The sequence below is a fragment of the Spiroplasma endosymbiont of Danaus chrysippus genome (genome assembly GCF_902809815.1).
GTDB lineage: Bacteria > Bacillota_I > Bacilli_A > Mycoplasmatales > VBWQ01 > Spiroplasma_E.
The window spans coordinates 41,437-66,344 of sequence record NZ_CADDIL010000001.1 but is presented as its reverse complement, the minus strand read 5'-3'; the positions used below and the strand labels follow the sequence as shown (position 1 = coordinate 66,344).

The 24,908-nt window shown below is 23.1% G+C and carries 29 protein-coding genes and 1 pseudogene; 28 read left to right on the top strand and 2 right to left on the bottom strand.

The genetic code is table 4. The features are described from left to right. The first annotated feature begins 17 nt into the window (after positions 1-17). On the top strand, positions 18-233 hold the full coding sequence (locus tag SPIRDC1_RS00385) for a hypothetical protein (RefSeq protein ID WP_174479970.1): 216 nt from the start codon (positions 18-20) through the stop codon (positions 231-233). A gap of 583 nt (positions 234-816) precedes the next feature. Here SPIRDC1_RS00385 and SPIRDC1_RS10430 read toward each other — a convergent pair. Beyond that, a complete protein-coding gene (locus SPIRDC1_RS10430) occupies positions 817-1,026 on the bottom strand; it encodes a SemiSWEET family sugar transporter (RefSeq protein WP_368668545.1) in 210 nt (69 codons plus the stop codon). 108 nt (positions 1,027-1,134) lie between these two features. On the opposite strand from SPIRDC1_RS10430, the pseudogene SPIRDC1_RS00375 reads away from it, so the two are divergent. From SPIRDC1_RS00375 to SPIRDC1_RS00280, 20 genes and pseudogenes are all read left to right on the top strand, one after another. Further along, positions 1,135-1,293: pseudogene (locus SPIRDC1_RS00375) on the top strand (IS256 family transposase); the annotation flags it as partial. Between the two features lie 92 nt (positions 1,294-1,385). Further along, complete coding sequence (locus SPIRDC1_RS00370; protein WP_174479968.1) at positions 1,386-2,381, top strand: IS3 family transposase; 996 nt, start codon at positions 1,386-1,388, stop codon at positions 2,379-2,381. Between the two features lie 1,326 nt (positions 2,382-3,707). Further along, entirely contained in the window at positions 3,708-3,854 is a 147-nt protein-coding gene (locus SPIRDC1_RS00365) for a hypothetical protein (RefSeq protein WP_174479967.1), read from the top strand. Between the two features lie 22 nt (positions 3,855-3,876). Further along, positions 3,877-4,320, top strand: a complete 444-nt coding sequence (locus tag SPIRDC1_RS00360; RefSeq protein ID WP_174479966.1) for a competence protein CoiA family protein — start codon at positions 3,877-3,879, stop codon at positions 4,318-4,320. 175 nt (positions 4,321-4,495) lie between these two features. Continuing rightward, positions 4,496-5,248: a replication initiation protein gene (locus tag SPIRDC1_RS00355; protein ID WP_174479965.1), complete on the top strand. Its 753-nt coding sequence runs from the start codon at positions 4,496-4,498 to the stop codon at positions 5,246-5,248. Between the two features lie 124 nt (positions 5,249-5,372). After that, a complete protein-coding gene (locus tag SPIRDC1_RS00350; RefSeq protein ID WP_174479964.1) occupies positions 5,373-6,155 on the top strand; it encodes a ParA family protein in 783 nt (260 codons plus the stop codon). Then, the gene (locus SPIRDC1_RS00345) at positions 6,156-6,446 is read left to right on the top strand and encodes a hypothetical protein (RefSeq protein ID WP_174479963.1); all 291 of its coding nucleotides are present in this window, start codon (positions 6,156-6,158) and stop codon (positions 6,444-6,446) included. It begins immediately after the preceding gene. Positions 6,447-6,518: 72 nt separating this feature from the next. Then, positions 6,519-7,070 carry a hypothetical protein gene (locus SPIRDC1_RS00340; RefSeq protein ID WP_174479962.1) on the top strand — a complete coding sequence of 184 codons (552 nt, stop codon included), beginning with the start codon at positions 6,519-6,521 and terminating at the stop codon, positions 7,068-7,070. Between the two features lie 27 nt (positions 7,071-7,097). Further along, positions 7,098-7,421, top strand: coding sequence for a hypothetical protein (locus SPIRDC1_RS00335; protein ID WP_174479961.1), 324 nt, complete (start codon positions 7,098-7,100; stop codon positions 7,419-7,421). Between the two features lie 44 nt (positions 7,422-7,465). Beyond that, a complete protein-coding gene (locus SPIRDC1_RS00330) occupies positions 7,466-10,246 on the top strand; it encodes a ligand-binding sensor domain-containing protein (RefSeq protein WP_174479960.1) in 2,781 nt (926 codons plus the stop codon). A 2-nt stretch (positions 10,247-10,248) separates the two neighbouring features. Continuing rightward, on the top strand, positions 10,249-11,022 hold the full coding sequence (locus SPIRDC1_RS00325; RefSeq protein ID WP_174479959.1) for a hypothetical protein: 774 nt from the start codon (positions 10,249-10,251) through the stop codon (positions 11,020-11,022). A gap of 495 nt (positions 11,023-11,517) precedes the next feature. Further along, the gene (locus SPIRDC1_RS00320; protein WP_174479958.1) at positions 11,518-11,796 is read left to right on the top strand and encodes a hypothetical protein; all 279 of its coding nucleotides are present in this window, start codon (positions 11,518-11,520) and stop codon (positions 11,794-11,796) included. Continuing rightward, complete coding sequence (locus SPIRDC1_RS00315) at positions 11,796-11,948, top strand: hypothetical protein (RefSeq protein ID WP_174479957.1); 153 nt, start codon at positions 11,796-11,798, stop codon at positions 11,946-11,948. The genes SPIRDC1_RS00320 and SPIRDC1_RS00315 overlap by 1 nt, the downstream gene beginning before the upstream one ends. A 65-nt stretch (positions 11,949-12,013) precedes the next feature. Further along, entirely contained in the window at positions 12,014-12,157 is a 144-nt protein-coding gene (locus SPIRDC1_RS00310) for a hypothetical protein (protein WP_174479956.1), read from the top strand. Positions 12,158-12,207: 50 nt separating this feature from the next. Then, a complete protein-coding gene (locus SPIRDC1_RS00305; protein WP_174479955.1) occupies positions 12,208-13,575 on the top strand; it encodes an Mbov_0396 family ICE element transmembrane protein in 1,368 nt (455 codons plus the stop codon). A gap of 15 nt (positions 13,576-13,590) precedes the next feature. Further along, entirely contained in the window at positions 13,591-16,143 is a 2,553-nt protein-coding gene (locus SPIRDC1_RS00300) for an Mbov_0397 family ICE element conjugal transfer ATPase (protein WP_174479954.1), read from the top strand. A 22-nt stretch (positions 16,144-16,165) separates the two neighbouring features. Continuing rightward, complete coding sequence (locus tag SPIRDC1_RS00295; protein ID WP_174479953.1) at positions 16,166-16,354, top strand: hypothetical protein; 189 nt, start codon at positions 16,166-16,168, stop codon at positions 16,352-16,354. 1 nt (position 16,355) lies between these two features. Next, positions 16,356-16,733, top strand: coding sequence for a hypothetical protein (locus tag SPIRDC1_RS00290; protein WP_174479952.1), 378 nt, complete (start codon positions 16,356-16,358; stop codon positions 16,731-16,733). A gap of 106 nt (positions 16,734-16,839) precedes the next feature. Then, a complete protein-coding gene (locus SPIRDC1_RS00285) occupies positions 16,840-18,339 on the top strand; it encodes a type IV secretory system conjugative DNA transfer family protein (protein ID WP_174479951.1) in 1,500 nt (499 codons plus the stop codon). Positions 18,340-18,580: 241 nt separating this feature from the next. After that, positions 18,581-19,189, top strand: coding sequence for a hypothetical protein (locus tag SPIRDC1_RS00280; RefSeq protein WP_174479950.1), 609 nt, complete (start codon positions 18,581-18,583; stop codon positions 19,187-19,189). Here the strand turns inward: SPIRDC1_RS00280 and SPIRDC1_RS00275 are convergent. Further along, positions 19,179-20,453 carry a hypothetical protein gene (locus SPIRDC1_RS00275; protein WP_174479949.1) on the bottom strand — a complete coding sequence of 425 codons (1,275 nt, stop codon included), beginning with the start codon at positions 20,451-20,453 and terminating at the stop codon, positions 19,179-19,181. The genes SPIRDC1_RS00280 and SPIRDC1_RS00275 overlap by 11 nt on opposite strands. A 366-nt stretch (positions 20,454-20,819) precedes the next feature. Here SPIRDC1_RS00275 and SPIRDC1_RS00270 point away from each other — a divergent pair, with 366 nt between their 5' ends. The 7 genes from SPIRDC1_RS00270 (at position 20,820) to SPIRDC1_RS00240 (ending at position 24,882) form a co-directional block, all read left to right on the top strand. Then, entirely contained in the window at positions 20,820-21,635 is an 816-nt protein-coding gene (locus SPIRDC1_RS00270; RefSeq protein WP_174479948.1) for a replication initiation protein, read from the top strand. Between the two features lie 67 nt (positions 21,636-21,702). After that, complete coding sequence (locus SPIRDC1_RS00265; protein ID WP_174479947.1) at positions 21,703-22,704, top strand: P-loop NTPase fold protein; 1,002 nt, start codon at positions 21,703-21,705, stop codon at positions 22,702-22,704. Then, positions 22,704-22,925, top strand: coding sequence for a hypothetical protein (locus SPIRDC1_RS00260; protein ID WP_174479946.1), 222 nt, complete (start codon positions 22,704-22,706; stop codon positions 22,923-22,925). The genes SPIRDC1_RS00265 and SPIRDC1_RS00260 overlap by 1 nt, the downstream gene beginning before the upstream one ends. A gap of 88 nt (positions 22,926-23,013) precedes the next feature. Next, positions 23,014-23,295: a S1 RNA-binding domain-containing protein gene (locus SPIRDC1_RS00255; RefSeq protein WP_174479945.1), complete on the top strand. Its 282-nt coding sequence runs from the start codon at positions 23,014-23,016 to the stop codon at positions 23,293-23,295. Then, on the top strand, positions 23,288-23,659 hold the full coding sequence (locus SPIRDC1_RS00250; RefSeq protein WP_174479944.1) for a hypothetical protein: 372 nt from the start codon (positions 23,288-23,290) through the stop codon (positions 23,657-23,659). The genes SPIRDC1_RS00255 and SPIRDC1_RS00250 overlap by 8 nt, the downstream gene beginning before the upstream one ends. Continuing rightward, complete coding sequence (locus tag SPIRDC1_RS00245) at positions 23,659-24,420, top strand: WD40/YVTN/BNR-like repeat-containing protein (protein ID WP_174479943.1); 762 nt, start codon at positions 23,659-23,661, stop codon at positions 24,418-24,420. The genes SPIRDC1_RS00250 and SPIRDC1_RS00245 overlap by 1 nt, the downstream gene beginning before the upstream one ends. 150 nt (positions 24,421-24,570) lie before the next feature. Beyond that, positions 24,571-24,882 carry a TraM recognition domain-containing protein gene (locus tag SPIRDC1_RS00240; protein WP_174479942.1) on the top strand — a complete coding sequence of 104 codons (312 nt, stop codon included), beginning with the start codon at positions 24,571-24,573 and terminating at the stop codon, positions 24,880-24,882. Positions 24,883-24,908: the final 26 nt, after the last annotated feature.

Here is a 24,908-nt window from a genome sequence, read left to right as displayed (position 1 = left end):
AGAGGAAACACAAAATTATGCCATGAGAACCAATAGATTGAAGCAAAGCAGATAGAGACAAATACGCTAAAGAAGCTAGAGAAACAAACAAAGCTTGAGGAGAAAAAAACGAACGTGAAAGACGAGAAAAAGTTGCTAATGCTCTTGGATTTGAAAAAGATAAATCAAAAGTAAACAGTGAAGCTTCAACAAGTAAAAGTCAAAGTTCTAGTAGTAAATCACAAAAAATGTAGATATTAATATTTTCAAAACTGCACAATTGTGCAGTTTGCTTAACAATTTTATTTTTATAATTTTAATGAAAATATTTAACTTAAATAAGTGTTAAAATATAAAATAAAATTGTTATAATTAAATTGTTCTTATTTTTGTATAGAACAAAATAATTATAAAAAATGAATATAAAATTTAAATATAAACACAAATTTCAAATAACCTTTAAAAACTTTAATTCCTACATTAAAAATAGGAATTTTTTTTATTTTTAAAATAAACTAAAAATTAAGTAATTGTAAATTGAAAAAATATAACAAAATTAAAAAAGTATATTACAGACAATAAAAAAAAATAAATAATTTTCATTTTTAAGTTGATTTAAGTAAAAATCTTGAAAAAAATATTTGAATTTATTAAAATATAAACATTCCTATTAAGGAAATTTAAATTTATTTCAAGGAGTTGATTTTTTATGAAAACATTTGTAAAAAATTTAAGTTCTAGATGAAGTTTATTTTGGAAATTATATAAAAAAGAACGTTTTGTTAAAAAGAAAAGTTTTTAATGTAAATAGACCACCATAACTATGGTGGTCTATTTTTATGGTTCTTTGTAATGAATATTTAATTTAAACCCTAAAATAATAATTGTAGATATTAAGATTATTGAATCTAAACTTACAACTTCTCAATTTTTTATGAATATTCCATAAGTTATTCATAAAAAACAAGATAAAAATTGAATTAATAACATGAAAAATGATAAATCACGTACTCTTTTTGTTTTTATTATTTTTATAATTTGAGGTAAAAAAATAAAACTAGGGAATGTTTAGTAATCTGTGTGACTTACAAAAATAACTATGTTTAATTAATTCTAGTAAATATAATTTATATATCTAGAAAGAGTGAGTTACAGATGGCTAAAAAAGATAATCTTAATAACAATGATCAAATATCAAAAGCAGTAGATTTATTATTAGAAAATACTGAGGATTTAACAACAGTTTTTAAAGAGGGAGGCTTATATAAAGAATTAACTAAACGATTGGTAGAAAAAATGTTGAATTCTGAGATGCTACTTAGCCCTTTTTACTAGACCATTAATTTAAAAAAAACTTGAATGTATTCGAAAAACAATTGTGTTATACAATTAACACTAATTTTGACATGAAAGGATTTTTAATAATGGATAAAATTAAACAAATAGCATTAGTAATTAACAAGTTAAATATCAAACAAAAAATTCAAATTATTGATGATAGCAAAAACCAATATTCAATTAGATATCTTTGCCAACATCTTCAACTAAACCGATCAACATATTATTTTGTAAAAAACAAACAAAACCCTATTAAAAAAGAAAAAAATCAAATTAGTAATTGTACACATAAATATCAAGAATTATGCCAACTTTTACTTGAATTTCATTTTACAAGAAAAGGACAAATTTATGGCTATTTACGAATTTTTTCAGCATTTAAAGAATGATTAAAACAATACAAACATATTATTTTAAATCTAGAATTATCAACAAAACAAATGCGAAAAATTATGAAAGATCACAATCTTCAAGGATTAAAACAAACTAAAAATAACTATCCTAAAAACAAAAAAAATCCAAATAAGTGAATACCTACAATGGATAAAGTAAACAAAGATTATAAAAGTACAACCTCTTCAAATCAAATTTGATCAATGGACACTAAACAAATAAATACTAAAGAAGGTTGATTATATCTTTTTGTAATTATTGATTTTTATTCAAATAATATTGTAAGCTATAATACATGTTCAAACAAATCCTATCAAGATTTAATTCTTCCTGCACTTGAAAAAATAAATCAACAATTCTCTTGAAACCAAGTAAAAAACGTTATTTTACACTCAGATAACGCCAACGAATTTTATTGTCAAGACATCACAAATTGAGCTGCTGATAAGCAAATAATTTTAAGCAAAAAACAACCTTATGATATTGGTGGCAATGTAATATCTGAAAACTGATTTTCTCATTTATCTCAAGAATGACTACCTAAAGGTTCAAATCAATATTTTTCTCTCAATGAAGCTATAAATGATGTAAACCAATATATTATGTTTTATAATTACGAAAGAATACATTCTAAATTTCTAAAACCACCAATTTCACAAATAAAAATTTAAAACTGTCTATCCAAAAGTGGTCCAGTATTTAGGGCTAACCACCACCACCTAACTGAAAATGATATTTTTACATTTGTAAATGTAATTATTAATAACTTTGAGGAAATAATTAAATTTTATAATGATTTTTTACATAATTATCCAGACACTGGTTTAATAATTGTAACTAATACTATTGGCTCATGAGATAAAAATGATAATATGGGAATATTTAAACAAACATAAATATAAATAAATACTTGATTTTTTTCATTAATTTTAAATTTATTCAATTAATATATACTATATTTGTATTTTATTATATTTTTGTTATACTTTATTTATAGTAAGTATTATTGTTTTTCGCGAAAGGAATAATAGTACTTACTTTTTTATTTTGATTATTATTATTGTTATTTTTTAAAAATTTGTTAGTATTAATACATAAGTTTATATTGTTTTAGATTAGTTTTTAAATGATATTTAACTTATTTGAATTGGTAACAATTCCTTTCGCGGGATAGTTAAATATTAATATTAGAAACTTTTTTATTAGATTAATTTTATTTGTAATTTAATTACTTAATTGTTTCCAATTCTTTTATTATTTTTTTATTAAAATTTATAGAAAGGATTGGCAATTTTTATGTTTAAAACTCAATTAGTTAATATTGAAAAAGATAAGATGATACCCGATAAAATAATCAAGGTAAGTTTTTAAATTTTGATGTTTTAACTTTTTTAGAAATTAATAAACAAACAAATATAATACATTGTTCATCCAAACGATTTAAAACGTTTAAAAACAGGACAATCATACTGCAAAATATTACTAACAAATTCAAATCAATATATAAAGAAAATTGATATTAAAAGTTATGAATTAGAGAAATAAAATCAAAAATATTTTTGATTTTTAATAACCCAATAATAACCCAAAATTAACCCCCAAGGGTGTTTAGTAAAATATTGATTTTTTCCCACCCTTTAAAGGATTTATCAACCTTTAAAACATCTGACCACTCTCTCCCAACGTAACCTTATGAAAGAGAGTGGTCAGATGTTACGGGGGGGAGAGAGAAAAAAGACTTTTTCTTTTTAAAAAGAAAAAGTCCGCGTTTGAAAAACGCTCCCAAAAAGAAAACTTTTGCAAAAAGTTATCACAAGAGCCACTAAGGAGTTGAAACAAAATGGAACAAANGAAAGAGAGTGGTCAGATGTTACGGGTGGGAGAGAGAAAAAAGACTTTTTCTTTTTAAAAAGAAAAAGTCCGCGTTTGAAAAACGCTCCCAAAAAGAAAACTTTTGCAAAAAGTTATCACAAGAGCCACTAAGGAGTTGAAACAAAATGGAACAAATAAAAATTCTAGAAATTATAAATCGATGAGGATATTTAAACAAAGAAGAAATTGCTTTGTTATTAAATAAAAATATTGAAGCTATTAAAACTTTATTAAGAGTTTTTAATAAAGAAAAAAATAATTCGAATTGATAAATTAACAAGAAAGAATTATTATATGCTGTCAAGTCTAGGTAACAACAAATTAGGACAAGGTAATAAAATAACTAAAATTAATTACAACGAGTTAGTTCATCAAGATTTACTCATCAAATGACTTTGTCAACAAACTAACATACTTTCATATCAAACTGAAAAAGAATTAAAAACAGAGGGTCATTTGATAAAAGATGTTTGAGGAAATACTAAAAGCAAACAAGGATATCCTGACTTATTAGTTCATTATGAAAACAAAGATATGATTATTGAATTTGAACGAACACGCAAATCAAAAGATAAGTTCAAATTAAAGTTAAATAATTTACGGAGTTATTTATTACAAAATATTCACATCAAATGACTTGTTCCAAATGAAAGTATGAAAAAATTTATTGATGAACAAATCAAAGCATACAACTGAAAATTAGAACAACACCATATTGAAATATTTAATGACAGTTAATTATGAAAATAAATTTATATATTTCTACTTCATTAATTAATTCATTATAATTTATTATACTTCTTTTATAGTATGGCGTGGAGGGAACCCTAGGTATGGCTAAATTATTTTATAAAGCATACTTTATAAAATAATTATTATATAATTGTATTAACAAAATATTTGGAGGTTATTTATGGGAAATGATTTAAAAAATAATTATGATGATTTAACTGTATATTATGCAAATGAGTTAGCAAGAAAATATTGTAAATTTACATTAGAAGAACAAAAAGTTTTACATTTGATTTTTAGTCAAATTAATCCTTATGGTAAAAACCCAATAACATTTAAATTAAATAAATTAGATTTTTTTAATAAATTAGAATTAGAAAGTAAAAATAGATATCCAAGATATCGTAAGCTCGTTCATAGTTTAATTAATAAAAGTTTATTTGAAATAACAGATGAAAAAGGAGGGGTAAGAATTGGTGTAGTGATATTTGATTCTTATTGAAAACCAAAAGAAGCATATTTTGAAATATCTTTAAATCCAAACTTTATGCCTTATTTAGAACAATTAGTTAGAGAATATACCAAATTACAATTAGATAGTATTTTAAAACTAAAATCAAAACATAGTTTAACATTATATAAATTCTTGTGTAGTTGAACTGATGAAAATAAAAAAATAAATCAAAGATATATAACAACAAAAGACTTAAAAGAATTACTTGGTTTGTCTATTGATGATTATGTATACAAAGGTAAATTTAATCGTGCTGATTTTGAAAGAAAAACAATTAATTTATCACTTTCTGAAATCAACGAAAAAACAGATTTAATTATTAAATTAATAAAAAATTATAAAAATGGTAAAGTTCAAAATTATGAATTTACTTGAACTCAAAAAGACAAAACAAATAATTCTAGACAATATTGATGGTAATTAAAATCAAAACATCTTTAAAAAGATATCATATCTTATTTTATTTATTTATATGTATAATAATATTTATAAATAAATATCAATAAATATTTATAAATGTAAATATTTACAGAAAGGAATACTGATGAAAAAAATTACTTTTGCAAATTCAAAAGGTGGCGTTGGTAAAACAACACTAACTTTGAATCTAATTAATGTTTTGTCACAATTAAATAAAAAAATTCTTGTATTTGATATAGACCCACAAGCAAATTTAAGCAGAGCATTATTATCAAATTATACTAGTAAAAAAAATATCGAATTATGATTTAAAAACTCTGATGAAAAAGAATTATTAAATTCAATTGAAAAAACTATTTTAAAAAATGTTTTAATTGTTCCTGCATATAATAATTTAGTTTTAGAAACAAATACTTATGTTACCGCTATGAGCATGGGAGAGTTGATTCTAAAAAATAACTTAATTAAAATGGATGAAATTTTAAAAAAAGATATTGATTATATATTTTTTGATTCATTTCCGTCAATGAATAAAATTTTATTAAATGTTTTATTGGCTAGTGATGAAATAATAATTCCAATTGAACCACATAAGTTTAGTTATGAGGGGTATAAAACAATAAAAGAACCTTATGATAATGCCATTAAAACACTAAATCAATTGGGGTTAAAAATAACAAATAATATGAATTATTTTATTTTTAATAAAGTTCAAAAAAATAAAACTCATGAAGCTGTAATTCAAGCTATTAATAATAGCGAGATTGGAACAATGGTTTTAAAAACTAAAATTCCTTTATCTACAACAAAACAAAAAGAAACCATGTTAATGAAATTTATTTCTATAACAGATAAAAACCCAATTGGGTTTTTAACAAATGAACTAATTGAAAAAGGAGTGTTATAAATGAGCGAACCAAAAAAGAGTTCTTTATTTGAAAGCATACAAAAAAATATTGATTCTGTTGATAAAGGTTTTACTAAACAAGAAAAGACTAGCCCAAAAGAACAAGATACTAATAAAGATATTTATAGTATAGAACTGAATAAAAAAGTTGTTAAAACAATTTCAATTGACCAGAAAACTCAAAATATGTTAAATGAACTCAAAGAAAACAATTACAAAGTTAATTTGTCTCAATTAGTTCGTCGTGAAGTATCAAAAATATATAAAGAATTAATTTCAAAAAACAAGTAAATAAAATTAAATAAAAATAAATATTTAATATAGAAAATATGGTATAATTAATATATAAATATTTAAGATAATTTGATAAATATTGATCAAACTAAAGAAAATGATTTTAATAAAGATATAACTAAAATTTTTGATTTTTTAAGAGAAGCTTTTGAAATGAATAATTATGTAATCAATTCTAATTACGTATTTACAAAATTAAATAATACTACTCAAACATCTTGTTTTTTAAAAGAAAATAAAATGAAAAAACTAAAATTAACTAGAAATTGTATAATTAATTGTCAATTAAAAATTAATTATTTTTTAAAATTTGAAAGTTCAATTCAAAATATAAATGAAATATTAGAAAATATTTTAAGTCTTATTAGTACTTTTTTAGTACAAGAAAATATAATTTTATCAACTGATTGAAATTTGATTATGGATAAAAAAGTACTAAAAAATTGTATTAAAGAAATTTTAAATTCCATTAATAATGCAGGTAAATCAGAAATTTTAGAGACATCAATTGATGAAGCTATGGATGTTTTAGAATATTTTAAAAATGAGATAAATTCAATTGATTTAAAAAATTCAAAACCTTTAGCAAACGGAAGTAAAACAAATTTACCAAAGATGTAAATTAAAGGTTAAAGGAGAATAAATAATATGAAAAAATTACTAACTACAATAACTCTTAGTACATTAGTAGGTACAAGTGCAAGTAATTTAAAACAAGTATTTGCAAATAATGTTATAAATCATGGTTTTAAATCAAATCAATTAAATAGAGACATCAGTATCAAAAATCAAAATAATACAAATCCATTTATTACTTTGATGATAAAAGAAAAAATCAAATCATCAATAATTATTTCTTTACCAAACAATTGTATTTATGTTGGAACAAAAAGTGAAGGTTTATGAAAAAGTACTGATGGAATAAATTTAGAACAAGTAATAAATGGAATTCCTAGTAATATATATATATAACTTCTATTGCAATTGCTCCAAATGGAACTATTTGAGTTGGATCATTGGGGAAAGGATTATATAAAAGTACTGATGGAATTACATTTGAACAATTAAAAAGTGGATTAGGAAAAGATGATTTTATAGGTTCAATTGCTGCTGATGAAACTGGTGTTGTTTATGTTGGTAGTTCTAATTATAGTGGAAGCAAAAAGACTGTTTATAAATCAATTGATGGAATAAATTTTTCAGAAATTTCAGGAACTACTGGTCAAATTCAAAGTTTAATAACTGATAGTTCAAATAATGTTTATGCAGGAACAACAAATCCTAGTGGAAGCGAAGGAATTATTTATAAATCTAATGGAACAGATGAATTTCATGAAATATTTAAAACTGTTGGTGCAGTTCAAAAGTTAATAACTGATAGTTCAAATAATGTTTATGCAGGAACAACAAATCATAGTGGAAGCGAAGGAATTATTTATAAATCTAATGGAACAGATGAATTTCATGAAATATTTAAAACTGTTGGTGCAGTTCAAAAGTTAATAACTGATAGTTCAAATAATGTTTATGCAGGAACAACAAATCATAGTGGAAGCGAAGGAATTATTTATAAATCTAATGGAACAGATGAATTTCATGAAATATTTAAAACTGTTGGTGCAGTTCAAAAGTTAATAACTGATAGTTCAAATAATGTTTATGCAGGAACAACAAATCCTAGTGGAAGCGAAGGAATTATTTATAAATCTAATGGAACAGATGAATTTCATGAAATATTTAAAACTGTTGGTGCAGTTCAAAAGTTAATAACTGATAGTTCAAATAATGTTTATGCAGGAACAAAAGTTTATAATACTAAACAAGGATTTGTTTATAAATCAATTGATGGAATAAATTTTTCAGAAATTTCAGGAACTACTGGTGTAATTACTAGTTTAGCAGCTGATAATTATAACAATATTTATGCAGGAACTGAAAAAGGATTATATAAATCTAATGGAACAGATGAATTTACAAAAGTAAATGAAGTACCCGATGATGATGTTATTAATTCTGTTTTAATTGCACCAAATGGGGTTATTTATATTGGAACAGAAAACAAAGGTTTATATACAATCAATCCAATAAATTTGTTATTAAAAATAACTAAACCTGATACTTTTGATAAATCATGACCATTGTACCAAGGCATAGTTTACAATTCTGTACAAAAAATGGATATTAAAGAGAACCTAGTTGCAAGTGCAACATTAGATGGAAAATCAATTACAGTTCCTACTACAAACCTAGATATTCCTGTTGGTGAACATAATTTAATTTTAACTTTAAAAGATAAAGCACTTGCAAGTGCTTTTGGCGGAGATTTTAATACTGGACAAGTGACATATAAATTATGAGTTAAAACTTCAATTGATAAAAATAAAATTGATTATCAAACAAAAATTGATGATACACAATTATATACTGGTTTAGTTTCTAACGCTGGTAATACCAATAATGCAGAGATTATCCAAACAAAAAGCAAAGATGGAACTGGAAATCATGATGCAAGCATAAATATTGATTTTAAAGATACTTTAATTGATTATAAAAATAGTTATTTTGTACAAGGAACAGTTGATAATTCAAATGATTTTGCAGAAACTGCAACACATCAAAAATTTTTGAAATTTTTATCAATTCAAAATGATGGAACATATCATTTACATTTAGTCGATACAGTAGGTAATACTTATGATAGTTACTTAGAACTTGGCGAAAGCAATTGAAAATTAAAAGGTACTTTTGATGATAGTGAATTAGATAAACTTAAAACAAAACTTAATGTAACTGTCAATTTAACAGACCCTAGTCAAAAATCAAAAGCATTGGGTTGATTACAGCAATATGACAATTTTGTAAAAAATAAATTTAATGAAACTATCAAAACCAATGGTAAGGGTTTTGATAGTGAAATTAAAAATCAAATTATTTCTTATATATCATTTTTAAAACCTTTGACATATGATATTGCAAATGAACCAAAATTTGATGATGGTTTTGATAAAGATTTATTAGTAAAAACAATAACTGATAAAGCTAAGGAAATTTTAAATAATGTATTGAATACATTACCTAAAAATTTAAATGTTGATACAAGTAATGTTGTAAATCAATCAACGTTAAATAGTTATAAAAATTGAATTAATAACTATCAAACATTTATAAATCAAAACAAAGATACATGAATAAAAAATATTGCAAACATAGCTTCACGTGGTTTTGCAACTGATGAGCAAGAAAATAAAATCAAAGCACAAGTAAGTCAATTTTTAAATAACGACAATATTAAAAATTATTTAAAAAGTGTTGTTTGAGAAGACAATAAATTATTAAAAGGTACAAGTAATGATTATCAACAATATATTAAATTAGAAAAATTAAAAAGTGAGACTATTGATTGAGTAAATACCAATATGTCACAAATAAACACAACATATCAACAAGCAATTAAAAACGCTGAAAGTGGATTGAATTTACATGGATATAGTATTGATGAAATTTTAAACGGCAAATCTAAACCTCAAACAAAAAATGAAATAAATAATTTTGCAGATGGTCAAAGTTATCATGACTGATTACAAAGTCAAGCAAACATTAAATTTCGTGGTTGACAATTAGCTATGGGATTTGGTATTGCTATTCCATTGTTACTTGTAGTAGCTGCTGTTGCATGAATAATTCGTTCACGTACAAATCCTAAATATAATGGTTATTGAAGAGGAAGAAAATTTGATAATGATAAAAAGAAAGAAAATAAATTATCTATGAAAAAAAATATGAAAAAGGAAAATTAGTAATGAACGGATTAAAATTAGGTATATATATTGATAATTTTGTTCATTTGAATCCTAAAAACAATAAATATCCAAATTTTAATAAATATGATTTAAATTCTTATTCAATAATCAAAAATCAATTTAAAGAAAATAAAAAATATATCATAACTTCAAATTATGATGATATTTTTTATAGTAAAAATGAATTTTTAAATGGTAAAAAGTGAATAGAGATTATTTTATCCAGTAAAGATGTTTTTGAATATCATAAAAAAATTAGAGATGAATTTCCCTATTGTAAACAAAAAAAGTTAAATAAAACATTATTAGATGATTTATTTTTTTGATTTGATAAAAATCCTAAAAAAATAATTACTGATGTATCAGAAATGAATTGTGATATTGAATTAAGAAAAAAATTAGAGAAAATACGTTCTTTTTTAGATGAACAAGATTGAAGTAATTATTTTTTTAATTTACAAAAATTAATGCATGAATATATCATTAAATTTTTATCTTGAGAAAATAAAAATTTAGATTATATTAGTTATAGCAAAATATTGAAACAAAAATTATTAATAAATAATTTGTCTAAAAATTTAATAGATGATTATTTGCAATTTATTCAAAAGGTAAATTTATATCGTAATACTTTATCGAAGTCATCACCTAAAATGTTAGATTTAAATCAAAATTTAATAACAGAATGAAATAAAAGTAACGATTTATCAAAAAAAATTATTGCTAAAAAATTATACTATTCTTTAATAGAATTTATAGATGATATAAAATAAGCGTTATAATTTTACTTTTAAATTAGAAAGGTATATAATAAAGTCAACTTCATAACATTAAAAATATAAAAAGCAATAGCAGTACTACTAATACCCTATTGCCGACAGGTTCATCATATGTAACTGTTCAACCTGCATCTTAATTATATATTTTCTTATAATTTTTTGCAAACGACATTCTAGTATTTTGAACCTAGATGTCGTTTTTTTTCTTTTGAAGTTTATAAAACTGAATACACTGTCGTAGAAGTCAAATGGTGAGTACGAAATGTAAATACTTCTATATCAGGATAAAAGTGTGCATTTAAGATGTAAATAGAATTGTTAAGTGAATTTAATTGAGATTGATTTGTAAAAGCAAAAGGAAGCACTTAACCAACAACCCCTGTTTTATCTATATTTTAAATCACTACACCGTAAGGGGGGTTATATATAACATACATACCTTATCAAATATATATTATCACAAACAAAAAGTGAAAGGAAAATATAAACATGTTTTTATCTGTATTTAATTTATTATCAAGTGTTGACCCACAAACCCAACAATTATTAAACAATTTAATGGAAGTGTTGTTACCAATTTTATATGCAATTGGTGGTTGTGGTTTAGCATTTAGTACTATCAAGTATGCTTTTAAAATTCATAGCGACCCTGAAAACAAAGGAGAATATTTAAGACATATGGTTTGAAGTGTTTTAGGATGTTCAATGATTTTAATGTCTTCGGGTATTGCTCATATTATTTTTGCAAGAATGCTAGGTTTACTATAATGAAATGTAATTATTGTCATAAAAAGCCAAGCATTGTAATAAAAACAAAACACGAAAAAGTCATTTTTGATATGTACTTATGCAACATTCATAGTCAAAGAGAAATTGTTTATTTAAAGAGTAAATTACAAAGCAAAGCAGGTATTAAATAATGATGATAATGAGTGATTTTTTAGGAATTAAAACAGCTTTTTTTCAAATACTTTATAACATTTTTGTGAAAGGGCCTTTATACATTGTTCATGGTTTAGGTGATGCTATTACTTATTTATCTGGTCAAAAAATTGTGGAGGCATATTTAAAAAGTGACCATTTGTTCCAAAAATTTTATCAACAATTTTTTGACCAGATAAATAAGTAATAGCAATTATGTTGATTGTGTTGTTTGCTGGGGGAGTCATATTGCATGCTATGGTTCATCAAAATATACGTAGTGAAATTGCTGGTATTGCCAACCGTACTATAATTGTTATTTTGTTATTACTTTTAATTCCATTGTTTTTTTGAGTAATTAATTTTACAGTTATTTCAATAATTCACATTATTATGCCTGAGTTTGTTCATGGTGAGAAATTAGCTAATATGGTTGGTACATTAGGATTTACTGATGGATTAAATCATCAAAACTGACATTATGATGTAGGATATCCCGATATGGAAAACTACAATTTGTTTTTAGGTACACTTGGTAGTTTCTTTTGTATGGTTATATTTTTCTATTTAGGTTTAAGTTTAATTCAAAGAATTTTTGATTTGTTTTTATTGTATATAACTGCACCAATTATTTTTTCAACTGCTACAAGTGGGGTTAAATGACAAAAAATAAATCTATGAAAGGATTTAGTAATTGGTAGATTTATTTCTTCACTTGGAATTGTTTTAAGTTTAACTTTGTTTATAAACTTAGAACCTTTAATGTTAAACGCTGGAAATGATGTAAGTGATAGTTGAATAGGTCAGTCAACATTTAAATTGTTATTTATTACTGGTGGAGCTGTTGCAACATATAATTCTCAAATGTTATTTGCTTCCATGGTTGGACAAACAGTTGGCATTATGGAGGGAATGCGTATGTTAACAACAATGAAAGGTGCAAGTAGTGGTTTAAAAGCAGGAACCATTGGTATGTTTGGTCTTGGTAAAAGTCTACTTATTGGAAAAAGAAAAATGTTAAGTAAAAACCAAGATGGAGAAAGTAATGGGGTTTTAAATAGATTACAAAGTGGTGGAATTGCAAATTTTGCAAAGTTTACTACCAAAGCAACTGTTGGTTCAGTCTTAGCTACTGCTGGATTTATTGGTGGTTCTCTAGCTACATATAAAACATTTGGAGCAAAGGGTAGTTTAAAAAGAGCAGGTAAACATGCAATTGTAAATCCAACTAAAAAACTAGCAAGTATTGTTAAAACAAAAAGTTCACAACAATATGCAAAAGGTACATCAAAACATGAATCACATAATTTAAATAAAAAATTGAAGACACAATTAAAAAACAAACCTTTAAAAAAAGAAGAAATTGATAGTTCAATTATTGGTAGTGCAACAAATAAAAATGTAATTCATGGTACAACACCACGATATAAAAATAAACCACGTAGTGAATTAGAAAAGAAAAATGTTGATAAATATTTTGAAAATGGTCAACCAAATTGATATGACAATCAATCTAAAAATAATATTGAAAAAACAAAAAGTGATTGATTTGATACCAAAAATTTAGGTAAAAAACCTATGAGAAAAACAAAATCTAATTTGTTAATTGGTACAAAAAAAAGATAATAAAGGAGAGTAAAAATGGAAAAAGTAAATTTACCAAAAAGTACTAAAAAAATTCATTATCAAATTTTTCGAGGTATAAACTTTACTGATTTATTAGTATTATTAATTTTTATAAGTATATCTATTTCAATAGCATTTTTATTATCAGTTAATGTTTATTTAAAATTTTCTTTAAGTTTAATAGTAATGGCACTTGGTTTTATTAGTATTCAAAAGGTAAAAAATGAAACAAGAACTTATGAATTAATTGTGCGAGGAATTAAATATTTAACAATGATTGGTAAAAGTTCTTCTGTAAATTTAAATCCTAATTTTGAATTATTAAATGACAAAAACATTGTTCTTTTTAAATACTTAAAAGATAATCTTTTTATTTGTGGTGTTGAATTACAAACAGTAAATTTAACATTGTTAAATGAAAATCAACAAGCAACAGTACTTGAAGACTTTGCTGATTTATTAAGAACAATCACAATGTCATGTAAAATTATAAAAACAAATCAAAATTATGATTTTGAAGAACAAATTAATAATTTAAAAAATCAAAAATTAAAGAAAAATAATGATGAAAATAATTATTTAATTGATTTGCAAATTGAACAATTAAAATCAATTCAAGAAACTAAATTATTAACTACACCAACTGTTTATATTCTTTTTTGTAGTGATAACAAAGAAAGAACACTGTCACAATTACAATCATTAATTACAAATAATTCATTTAGTAGTTTAAATATCAAAAAGTTATCACAAGAAATAATCAATAATATTTGAACTGATTTTACATTTAATGAACAAAATATAAAAACTAATTATTCAAATTTTAAAGGCAAAAATAATAATGGTTTTGTATGAGCTATTAATGATTTGCCAAAACAAATAAATTATTTTTGATTAAATAACTTATTTAATTTAAGTAATGTAAATATTTGTATTAATTTAAATCCCATTAATAAATTAAAAGCAAAAAAACAGTTGGATAATGCTTTAAATAAAATCAAAACAAATGAACAATATGCTTTAACTACAAGTCAAAAAACTGAATTAGAACAATTCTATAATGCTTTTTTAGAACAACAACAAGCAGTTATTGATGATGTTGATGTTTTAAAAGATACTTCAATCTTTATTATTGCTTATGGCAATAAAACAACATTAAATAATACTAAAAGACAATTAATTGATTTAGCAAATACTATGAGTTGAAAATATAATAATTTATTATTTTTACAACAACAAGCTCTTATTGAAATTTATTATTGAACAAAATTCATTTCAAAAGAAGTTGAAATTGAAATGACTTGTGATACTTTTGCAACAAGTTTTCCAATTCCTGATATGCCACTTAAAGATGAAAAAGGATTTTTACTAGCTGAAACTAATTCCGGAAAACCAGTAATTTGAGATTTGTTTAAAAAGAACTCGCAAAGAATAAATCATAATTTGCTAATTTTAGGAGAAAGTGGAAGTGGTAAATCATTTACCACCAAAAAAATTATTTTAAATCAGGCATATCAAAATGATCGAAAAATCTTTATTTTAGATCCTGAACGTGAATTTAGTAATTTAACTAAATATTTAAATGGACAAGTAGTTAATGGTTCAGGAGCCAAAGGTAATATTATAAATCCACTAGAAATTTATAAATTAGATGATAGTCATGATAATGCAGACACATTTAATAACCAACTATCATTACTAGAAGCATTTTTTGTTATGTTATATCCAAATTTAAATGATGATGACATAACTACAAGTCTATTAATAGAATTAATTAAAGAATTATATTTTCAAAACCATATTTTACCAAGTACTGATTTTGAAAAGTTAAAAGCAACAGATTATCCAACATTTACTGATTTATATAATTATATTTGTCAAAAAATTAAAGATGAAAAATCATCATCAAATATTTTAAAGTTAGATAATTTAAAATCTAAGCTAACAGCTCTAACACAAGGTACATACGCTAAATATTGAAATGGTCACACTAAATTTCAATGAAGCAAAGCAAATATAGTCTGTTTTGATTTAAGAGAATTATTTGAAAATAGTAATAAAAAAATAATCAATTTACAAATGATGATGATTTTACGAATGCTAGGAATTGAACTTTCAGCAACTCAGTCATACAACGAAAATAAACAAGAAAAAGATTGAAAACGAATTATCATTGCTGTTGATGAAGCACACTTACTAGCAAATGAAAATAACAGTGTTGCACTAGACTTTTTATTTCACACAATGAAAAGAATTAGAAAATGTAAAAGTTCATTAATTATCGCAACACAAAATATAGCTGATTTTACTGGCAGTGAAAATGTCAAAAAGAAATTTACTGGCATTATCAACAATGTTCAATATACCTTAGTTGGTGGCATGCAACCAAATGACTTAAATAATTTAAATGATATGTATAAACAATCTGGTGGACTTAGTGAAGCTATTAAAACTTACATTGCAAAAGCAACCCAAGGTAAATTTTGATTTAAGATTTCAAAACAAGAGCAATTACCAATTCAAGTTTTACAGATTGATGATGAAGTAGAAATTGTAGGAAATACATAAAAAATGAAAGGAGAAGCTAAATATGAAATTATTTGAAAAATTATTTTTAAATCCAATAAGTAAAGTAATTGAAATTTTAATATTATTTATATTTTTATTTCCGTTTTTACCATTGTTGATGATAAACAGCAATTTTAAGAACAATTTTAAAAAGTTTAAAAAAGAATACAAAGTATTAAAACTAAAACAAAAAATTTCAAGGAGTAAATAAAATGCAAAATAATAAAATAAATTTTTGTACATTAACTGGTGATAATTGTTCGTGATGTGAAAAGAGAGTTTATGATTATGATCAAAACATCCTAAAAATACATTGTCATGATGATTATGATAATAGTGTTATTACAAATGAAAATAATGAAATTGAAATTTATGAAATGTTTCATCAAAAATGTTGAGATGAAAAAATAAATTTTAAACCCACTAAACCAAAGAACAAAAAATATAGAAAAATAATTTTTAAAAATGAACAAGACAAGTGAAACCAATTTAAAGAAAAACTTATTAAAGAAAAATCTTTGCAGTTTTTATATGATGAACTCGATTTGTGATGTAGTAATGATTATCAAGATAAAAAAAGAAAAAAGTAGCATAACTAAGACATGATTAATTGTTTACTATTCAAAATCAAAACATCGCTAAAAACATCAAATATGAGCGTTTTAAAGGCATATACCTAAAAAGGAGGAAAAAATGATGATAAATTGAATAAAAGACAAGTGACAAGAAAATATTTTTCATAAAATTTGAATTTTTGCAATGATATGAAGTTTGATTTTTCTTGCATTATGAATGGCAGTAGCTTTCATTGGTGCAATCTTATATGCTTGATATTATTATCCAAGTGTCAATTTCAAAAATTGATTTGCAAGCATTTTTGAAAGCTGGGTGACAGAAACTTCATTTGGTGTTAGTTTTTTAATTTTTATGGGTTGTTTATTTTATTATTTTTATATAAATTTTGAAAAATGAAATCCTAAAAATTCAAAACTCAAAAATGAAGCAAAATCTCAAATTAAAGAATTTAAAAAATTGGGTTCTACAAATTTAATAAATCTAAATAAAAAAGTTGGTTTAGTTAAATCAAAACTAAATCAACACACTTTACTAATTGGTGCTACTGGTTCAGGGAAAACAACAACAGCATTATCAATAATCAATCAACTTGTATATAAGTTAAACCAAACAGTCATCATAATTGATGGAAAGGGTGACAGTGATTTAATAAACAAAGTCAAAGCTATTGATAATAATGCTTTTATTTGAACAATTAATAGTGATAATGAATATAATCCTTTAGCTTCTAAATCTCATGTTATTTTAGCAGATAAAATTATGAGCTTATTTGATTTTAGTGAACCGCATTATCAAGCAGTCGCACATCGTTATATTCTACTTTTAATAAATTCATTAATGGAAAATAATATACAAATAACATTAGAAAACATTATTAATTATTTTTCATTATCAAAACTTGGAACGATTATTGATATCAATAATCAAGAAAATTTAGAGCTATTTTCAAGTTTTAAATTAAATGATATTAAAGGGCTTTACTATCGATTAAGTATTTATAATGAACAATTAAAAAAAAGCATTGGTATACAAAATGACTTAACAAAAATTGTTAAAAATCATAAAGTTATTTTGTTTTCTTTAAATTCATTATCATATCCCGAGCTTGCAAGTAATATAGGTAAATTGCTTATCCAAGATTTAAAAGAATTTGCTTCTATAAAACCACAAAATCAACACATTAATTTAGTGCTAGATGAATTTAATGTTTTTGCAAGCGACAGCATTATCAATTTAATTAATAAGACTCGAAGTTTTAACTATCAATGCTTTTTATGTTTTCAAGTTACAGATGATTTATCAACAGATAAGAAAAAACTTTTAAATACTATTTTTGGAAATGTAGGAAATATAATTGCTCACAAAGTAAGCGATGTTGAAAGTCCTGAATATATAGCAAAAGTTTTTGGAACCAGAACAGTAGAAAAAATTACTAAGCAATATGATACTAAAAATAAGAAAAGTTCAAAAGGTTCAATAAGAGAAGTTGAAGAATACATTGTTCATCCAAACGATTTAAAACGTTTAAAAACAGGACAAGCATACTGCAAAATATTACTAACAAATGCAAATCAATTTATCAAGAAAATTGATATTAAAAATTCTGAATTAGAGAAATAAAATCAAAAATATTTTTGATTTTTAATAACCCAATAATAACCCAAAAGTAACCCCCGAGGGTTTTTAGTAAAATATTGATTTTCTCCCACCCTTTAAAGGATTGATAAATCCTTTAAAGGGTGGGAGAGAGAAAAAAGACTTTTTCTTTTTGAAAAAGAAAAAGTCCGCGTTTGAAAAACGCTCCTCAAAAAGAAAACTTTTACAAAAAGTTATCACAAGAGCCACTAAGAGGTGAGATAAAATGGAACAAATAAAAATCCTTAATATTATCAATCTTTGGGGATATTTAAATAAAGAAGAAATTGCTTTGTTATTAAATAAAAATGCTGAAGCTATTAAAACTTTATTAAGAGTTTTAATAAATAAAAAATTAATTCGAATTGATAAGTTAACAAGAAAGAATTATTATATGCTGTCAAGTCTAGGAAATCAAAAACTAGGACAAGGAAATAAGATAATTAAAATTAATTACAACGAACTAGCTCATCAAAATTTACTTATTAAATGGCTATCTAAGCAAAATGATATCATTTCATATCAAACTGAAAAAGAATTAAAAACAGAGGGTCATTTGATAAAAGATGTTTGAGGAAATACTAAAAGTAAACAAGGTTATCCTGACTTATTAGTTCATTACGAAAACAAAGATATGATTATTGAATTTGAACGAACGCGAAAAGCAAAAGACAAATTCAAATTGAAATTAAATAACTTACGCAGTTATTTACTACAAAACATTCACATACTTTGATTAGTTCCAAATGAAAGCATGAGAAAATTCGTTGATGAACAAATCAAAGCATATAATTGAAAAATAGAACAACATCACATTGAAATATTTAAGATATAAAAATTAAATTTTTTAGACTAATACTATAACTGCTACCAATAAATAGTAATGATGAATAATTATAACCATATCATTGTCAATAAATATTTTGATTATCATGTCAAATATATAATATTATTTTTATTCTTTGAAAACTACCACTACCACCATCATAATTATTTTCTAAAAAAAACAAAGGTGTTTTTTCATTGTTTATATTAACAGTAGAATTAGATAAGTTAGATAATTTATTATTACCATTAATATAAGTAATCAACAATTCTGAATCATTAAAAATAAAATTAGGATAAAGTCTAATAAAATTATTCCATGTTTTAGCATATTTAGTTCAATTAATAATAGAATAAATATTGCTTTCATCAGTTCAACTTGAGACAAAACCATTAAAATTATCATAAAAGTGATAATTAATATTATTTTGAATGTTAGTTATTTTTTTTCATTCAATATAATAAATTTCAATTAGATCATTATTATTATCAAAAATAAAGTTTAATGAAAAATTTTTATCATCATTAGTAAAAGATAATTTTTTTATAAAGTCATAGACTTTATTGTTTTTAACAATTAAATTAATAATTTTATTTAATAACTTATCATTTAATTTATCTTTTAGACTACTTTGATTAATAAAATATTGTGATAAATTGTTACCAATTTTTTGACTAATTTTGTTTTCATATATTGATTTAGAAATATAATACAAACCTAATGTTTCGCTTAAACTATTGCTATGTTCAACTTTATCAGCACCTGCTTGTTGGGAAATATCAATATGTTTTTCAAAACCACCTTGTTGCAAATATTGTCAATTATTATCACCAATAAAATAATTTTGAGAATATTCAGTAAAACTATAATGAACTAATGAGTCACTTTTCATCGTAGTTATTTTTCTGTAACTAATCATTTCTTGTTTTGTATTTTCAATATCAGTTTTATCTTTTTCTAAAACGAGTTTTGAATCATACTGTAATTTACCATCATTATCAACAAAAAAAACATTTTTAGCATTAATACCGCTACTTAATTGATAATCTGCATGTTTGCTATCATAACTATAAAATTTATTATCTGCTGTTGATTGATTAGTAATTCAATCAGTAATACTTAAATAACCATATTTATTATTAAATAATAAAGTATTGTTGTTATTTGTTTGTAAATTATTAGTAAAATAAGTATTTTGATTAAAAATAGCAAATGTGTTATTTGTAATTGTTAAAGTTGTAATACTACTTAACAAAATTAAAAAATATTTCATATTTTTGTACCTATAAAATTTATTTATAATTTTAATAATTATATTTTTTTATATTATTATTAAAATTATAACGATAACTTAATATCGTTATATATAATTATAACATTTTTATGTGATTTCTAGAATATTGTTACGTATGTTTTGTTCTACTTTACTTCATTAATTAATTCATATATATTCATTATATATTCATTTATAGTAGTGCTTAGAGAGATTATAAGGTAGTGCTTAGAGAGATTATAAGGTAGTGCTTAGAGAGATTATAAGGTAGTGCTTAGAGAGATTATAAGGTAGTGCTTAGAAATATTTCTAAGCACTACCTGTGCTATAATTATTTAAAATATAGGTTTTAAGGAAGTGGTAAATATGAATAAAATTTCAAAAAAAACAAATTTAAATATTTATTATGCCAATATTATCGCAAGAATGCATACTAAATTTACACTCGAAGAAGAAAAGGCATTGCATTTAATTTTTAAACAAATTAATTCTTTTGAAAAAAATGATACAACTATAAAATTAAATAAATTAGATTTTTTTGATAAATTAGAATTACAAAGTACAAATAGATATAACAGATATCGTAAGTTAATTCGAGGTTTAATTAATAAAACTTTTGTTGAGTTGATAGATGAAAAAGGTGGCGAATTAATGGGAGTTGTAATATATGGTTCTTATTGACAACCAAAAGAATCTTTTTTTGAAGTTAAATTGAATGATTGATTTATGCCTTTTATCGAAGAGTTAGTAAAGAATTATACAAAAATTAATTTGAATAATGTTTTAGGCTTTAAATCAAAACACACACTAACCTTATATAAATGATTATGTAGTTGAACTGATGAAAATAAAAAAACAAATCAAAGATATATAACAACAAAAGATTTAAAAGAATTATTTGGTTTGTCTACTGATGACTATGTTTACAATAATAAGTTTAGTCGTGCTGATTTTGAAAAAAAAACTATTAAATCCAGCATAGAAGAAATAAACAATATTACAAACACTTATATTAAATTTAAAAAAAATTATAAAAATGGTAAGATTCAAAATTATGAATTTACTTGAACTCAAAAAAACAAAACATATCTTGACAATAATACAAAAAAGAATGCTAATAAACGCCAATCTTTAAACGATAAACAAACACAAATGCTTATAGACAATATTGATAGTAATTAAAATCAAAACATCGCTAAAAACAGCAAATATGAGCCAAATAAAGGCATATACCTAAAAAGGAATAATAATGATAAAAATTTTAAAATCTGCTAATGATAAGATGAATATGATACCAATTATCAAATTAATTAATAAAAGAATTAAATTATTTTTTGATAATTTAAAATTAAATAAAATCACAAATTTAAATGATGAAGAAATTATTGCTAATATATTGAATATAAATGGTTCATGAGGTAGTGGTAAAAGTACAATTGTAAATAATTTAGAAAATTATTATCAATACAAAAATGCTATTGAAAAACCAAAATTTTTAATAATAAATTTATGAGAATATGAAACTTCATCAGATCCATATTTTGATTTAATAAATGATATTGCTAATAAATTAATTTCTTTTTCAAAAATTAATGAGCAAAAAAAGCAACAAGAAATAACAAAGATTAGAAAATTAAATTTTAGTTTAAGAATTAAATACTATGATTGAGAATTTACTCCTGGAATAGGTTACGAATCTAGCAAGAAAATTAATAATCAAAAACTAATGAAAGAAATTATTGAAGAAATAATTAATGAATTAAACAGTTTTGTAAACAAAAATAAAATTGTAGTAATTTTTGATGAATTGGATAGATGTACTCCTACTAATCAAATTATATTTTTAAGTTATATAAAAAATATATTTTGTAAAATAACTAATATTTTTTTCATAGTTTCATCTAATAATGAAGTTATAAATGCAAATATTAGTAATATTTCAATACAAAAAGATAATATTTTAAATGAAAAATATACTGATAAAATTTTTAATGTGAGTATATCTTTAAAAGATATATTTTTTGTAGAAAATATGAATTTTTCAACTAATGATTATATACAAGAATTTATGAAAAAAGAAAAAATAATTATTACTAAAACAAATGTACCAATATCAATAAAACAAGCTGAAACTATAACGTTTTTTAATTTACCAGTAATATTAAACAATCCTAAAAATATTCATTCAAAAATATATTTTGATTTATGTAAAGAATTAAACTTATTAAAAGAAAGAAAGGATGAAGAATAATGAATAAAAAAGAACCTAAATTAGATGCTTTTAAAAATTGAAATAAAGATTTAGAATTAAAACCAAAACAAGAGAAAAATAAGTTAGTTATTAATGAAACAGATAATTTAGAAAATTTAAGTTTAGAAGAACAAAGTAATCTTGAAATAATTAAATCAGGAAATCGAGAAAAAAAATTTATACAACTTTTTATTTATCAAAACATGATGTTGAAAAATTAAAAAAGATTGCAAAGTTAAAAAATACTTCACAAAGTCAAGTTATTTCAGATTTAATTAATTTTATAAAAATCTAAGGAGTTGAAACAAAATGGAACAAGCACAGTTTAAAATTGGAGATATTATTGAAGCAACCATTAATAATATTGTAAGTTTTGGTGTTTTTTGTAAATGCCCCAATCATTACACAGGATTAATACATATTTCTAATATAAGTAACAGTTTTGTAAATAATGTAGAAGATTATTTTTCAAATGGTGAAACAATAAAAGTTGAAATTATTAGTATTGATAATGATAATAAAAAACTTTCGTTAAGTACTAAAAATTTCAATATAATAGCAAAAAATAAGGAGAATAAAAAAAATGACTAAAAAAGAAAAGCAACTTCATAAAAAAATAAAAGAATTTAATGAAGTTATAGAAAAATGTAATCAAAATATATTAAATTTTAAAAAACAAAAATATGGAAAATTTAAAAATATTTTTTTAAAAATAATAAGTTTTGGATTTTATGATTGAAATGGGAAAATTGAAAACGAAATCAAACATAATAAATCAACAATAGAAGAAATTAAAGAAAAAATATTACAAACTAATAAAATGTTATTGAAATTTAATAATCAAAAAACTGCAATGGTAAAAAAACAAAATATTAAAAATGAAATTTCTGAATCAAAAAATATTAACATTTCTTCTAAATTAGAATTATCATTACAACAAGAGGAGAACAAATAATGAAAAAATTACTAATTACAATCACTCTTAGTGCATTAGTTGGAACAAGTGCAAGTAATTTAAAACCAATGTTTACAAACACTATTATAAATAATGGTTTTAAATCAAATCAAATAAATAATAAAGATATTAGTATTCAAAATGAAAATGATATCAACCCATTTGTACCTAAGCAATTAATTAATGGCATACTTAATAACGTTTCCATAACTTCTGTTTCAACTGCCCCAAATGGAACAATTTATGCTGGCACAGATGGAAAAGGATTATGAAAAAGTACTAATGGAGTTACATTTGAACAAGTAACTGGATTATCAAATGATGTTTCCATAACTTCTATTGCGGTTGCTCCTGATGGAACAGTTTGAGTTGGTATTGAGGGTTTTGGTGTTACTATTTATAATTCAACAGATGGTATAAATTTTAAATTAGTTATAACTAGCAAAATTTCAAATCCACCAAATTGTATTGATATTTCAAAAGATGGAACAGTTTGAGTTGGTGTGGGTAGTGGTTTATGAAAAAGTACTGATGGAATTAAATTTGAACAAGTAACTGGAATACCAAATGATGTTTCCATAACTTCTGTTTCAACTGCCCCAAATGGTGATATTTATGTTGGAAATTATAGTGGTTTATGAAAAAGTACTGATGGAATTACATTTACAGCAATGACTGGCACAACTGGTGAAATAAAAAGTCTAAGGCAACGCTGTTGTTTTCATTTGCAAGTAAGTGTGCTTCATCAACAGCAATGATAATTCGTTTTCAATCTTTTTCTTGTTTATGCTCGTTGTATGACTGAACTGCTGAAAGTTCAATTCCTAGCATTCGTAAAATCAACATCATTTGTAAATTAATTATTTTTTTATTACTATTTTCAAATAACTCTCTTAAATAAAAACATTAATTTGCTTTTAGATGAATTTAACGTTTTTGCAAGTGATAGCATTATCAATTTAATTAATAAGACTCGAAGTTTTAACTATCAATGCTTTTTATGTTTTCAAGTTACAGATGATTTATCAACAGACAAGAAAAAACTTTTAAATACTATTTTTGGAAATGTAGGAAATATAATTGCTCACAAAGTAAGCGATGTTGAAAGTCCTGAGTATATAACAAAAGTTTTTGGAACAAGAACAGTTGAAAAAATTACTAAGCAATATGATACTAAAAATAAGAAAAGTTCAAAAGGTTCTATTCGCGAAGTTGAAGAATAACTGGTAAAGTAAGAGATAAATGGTAT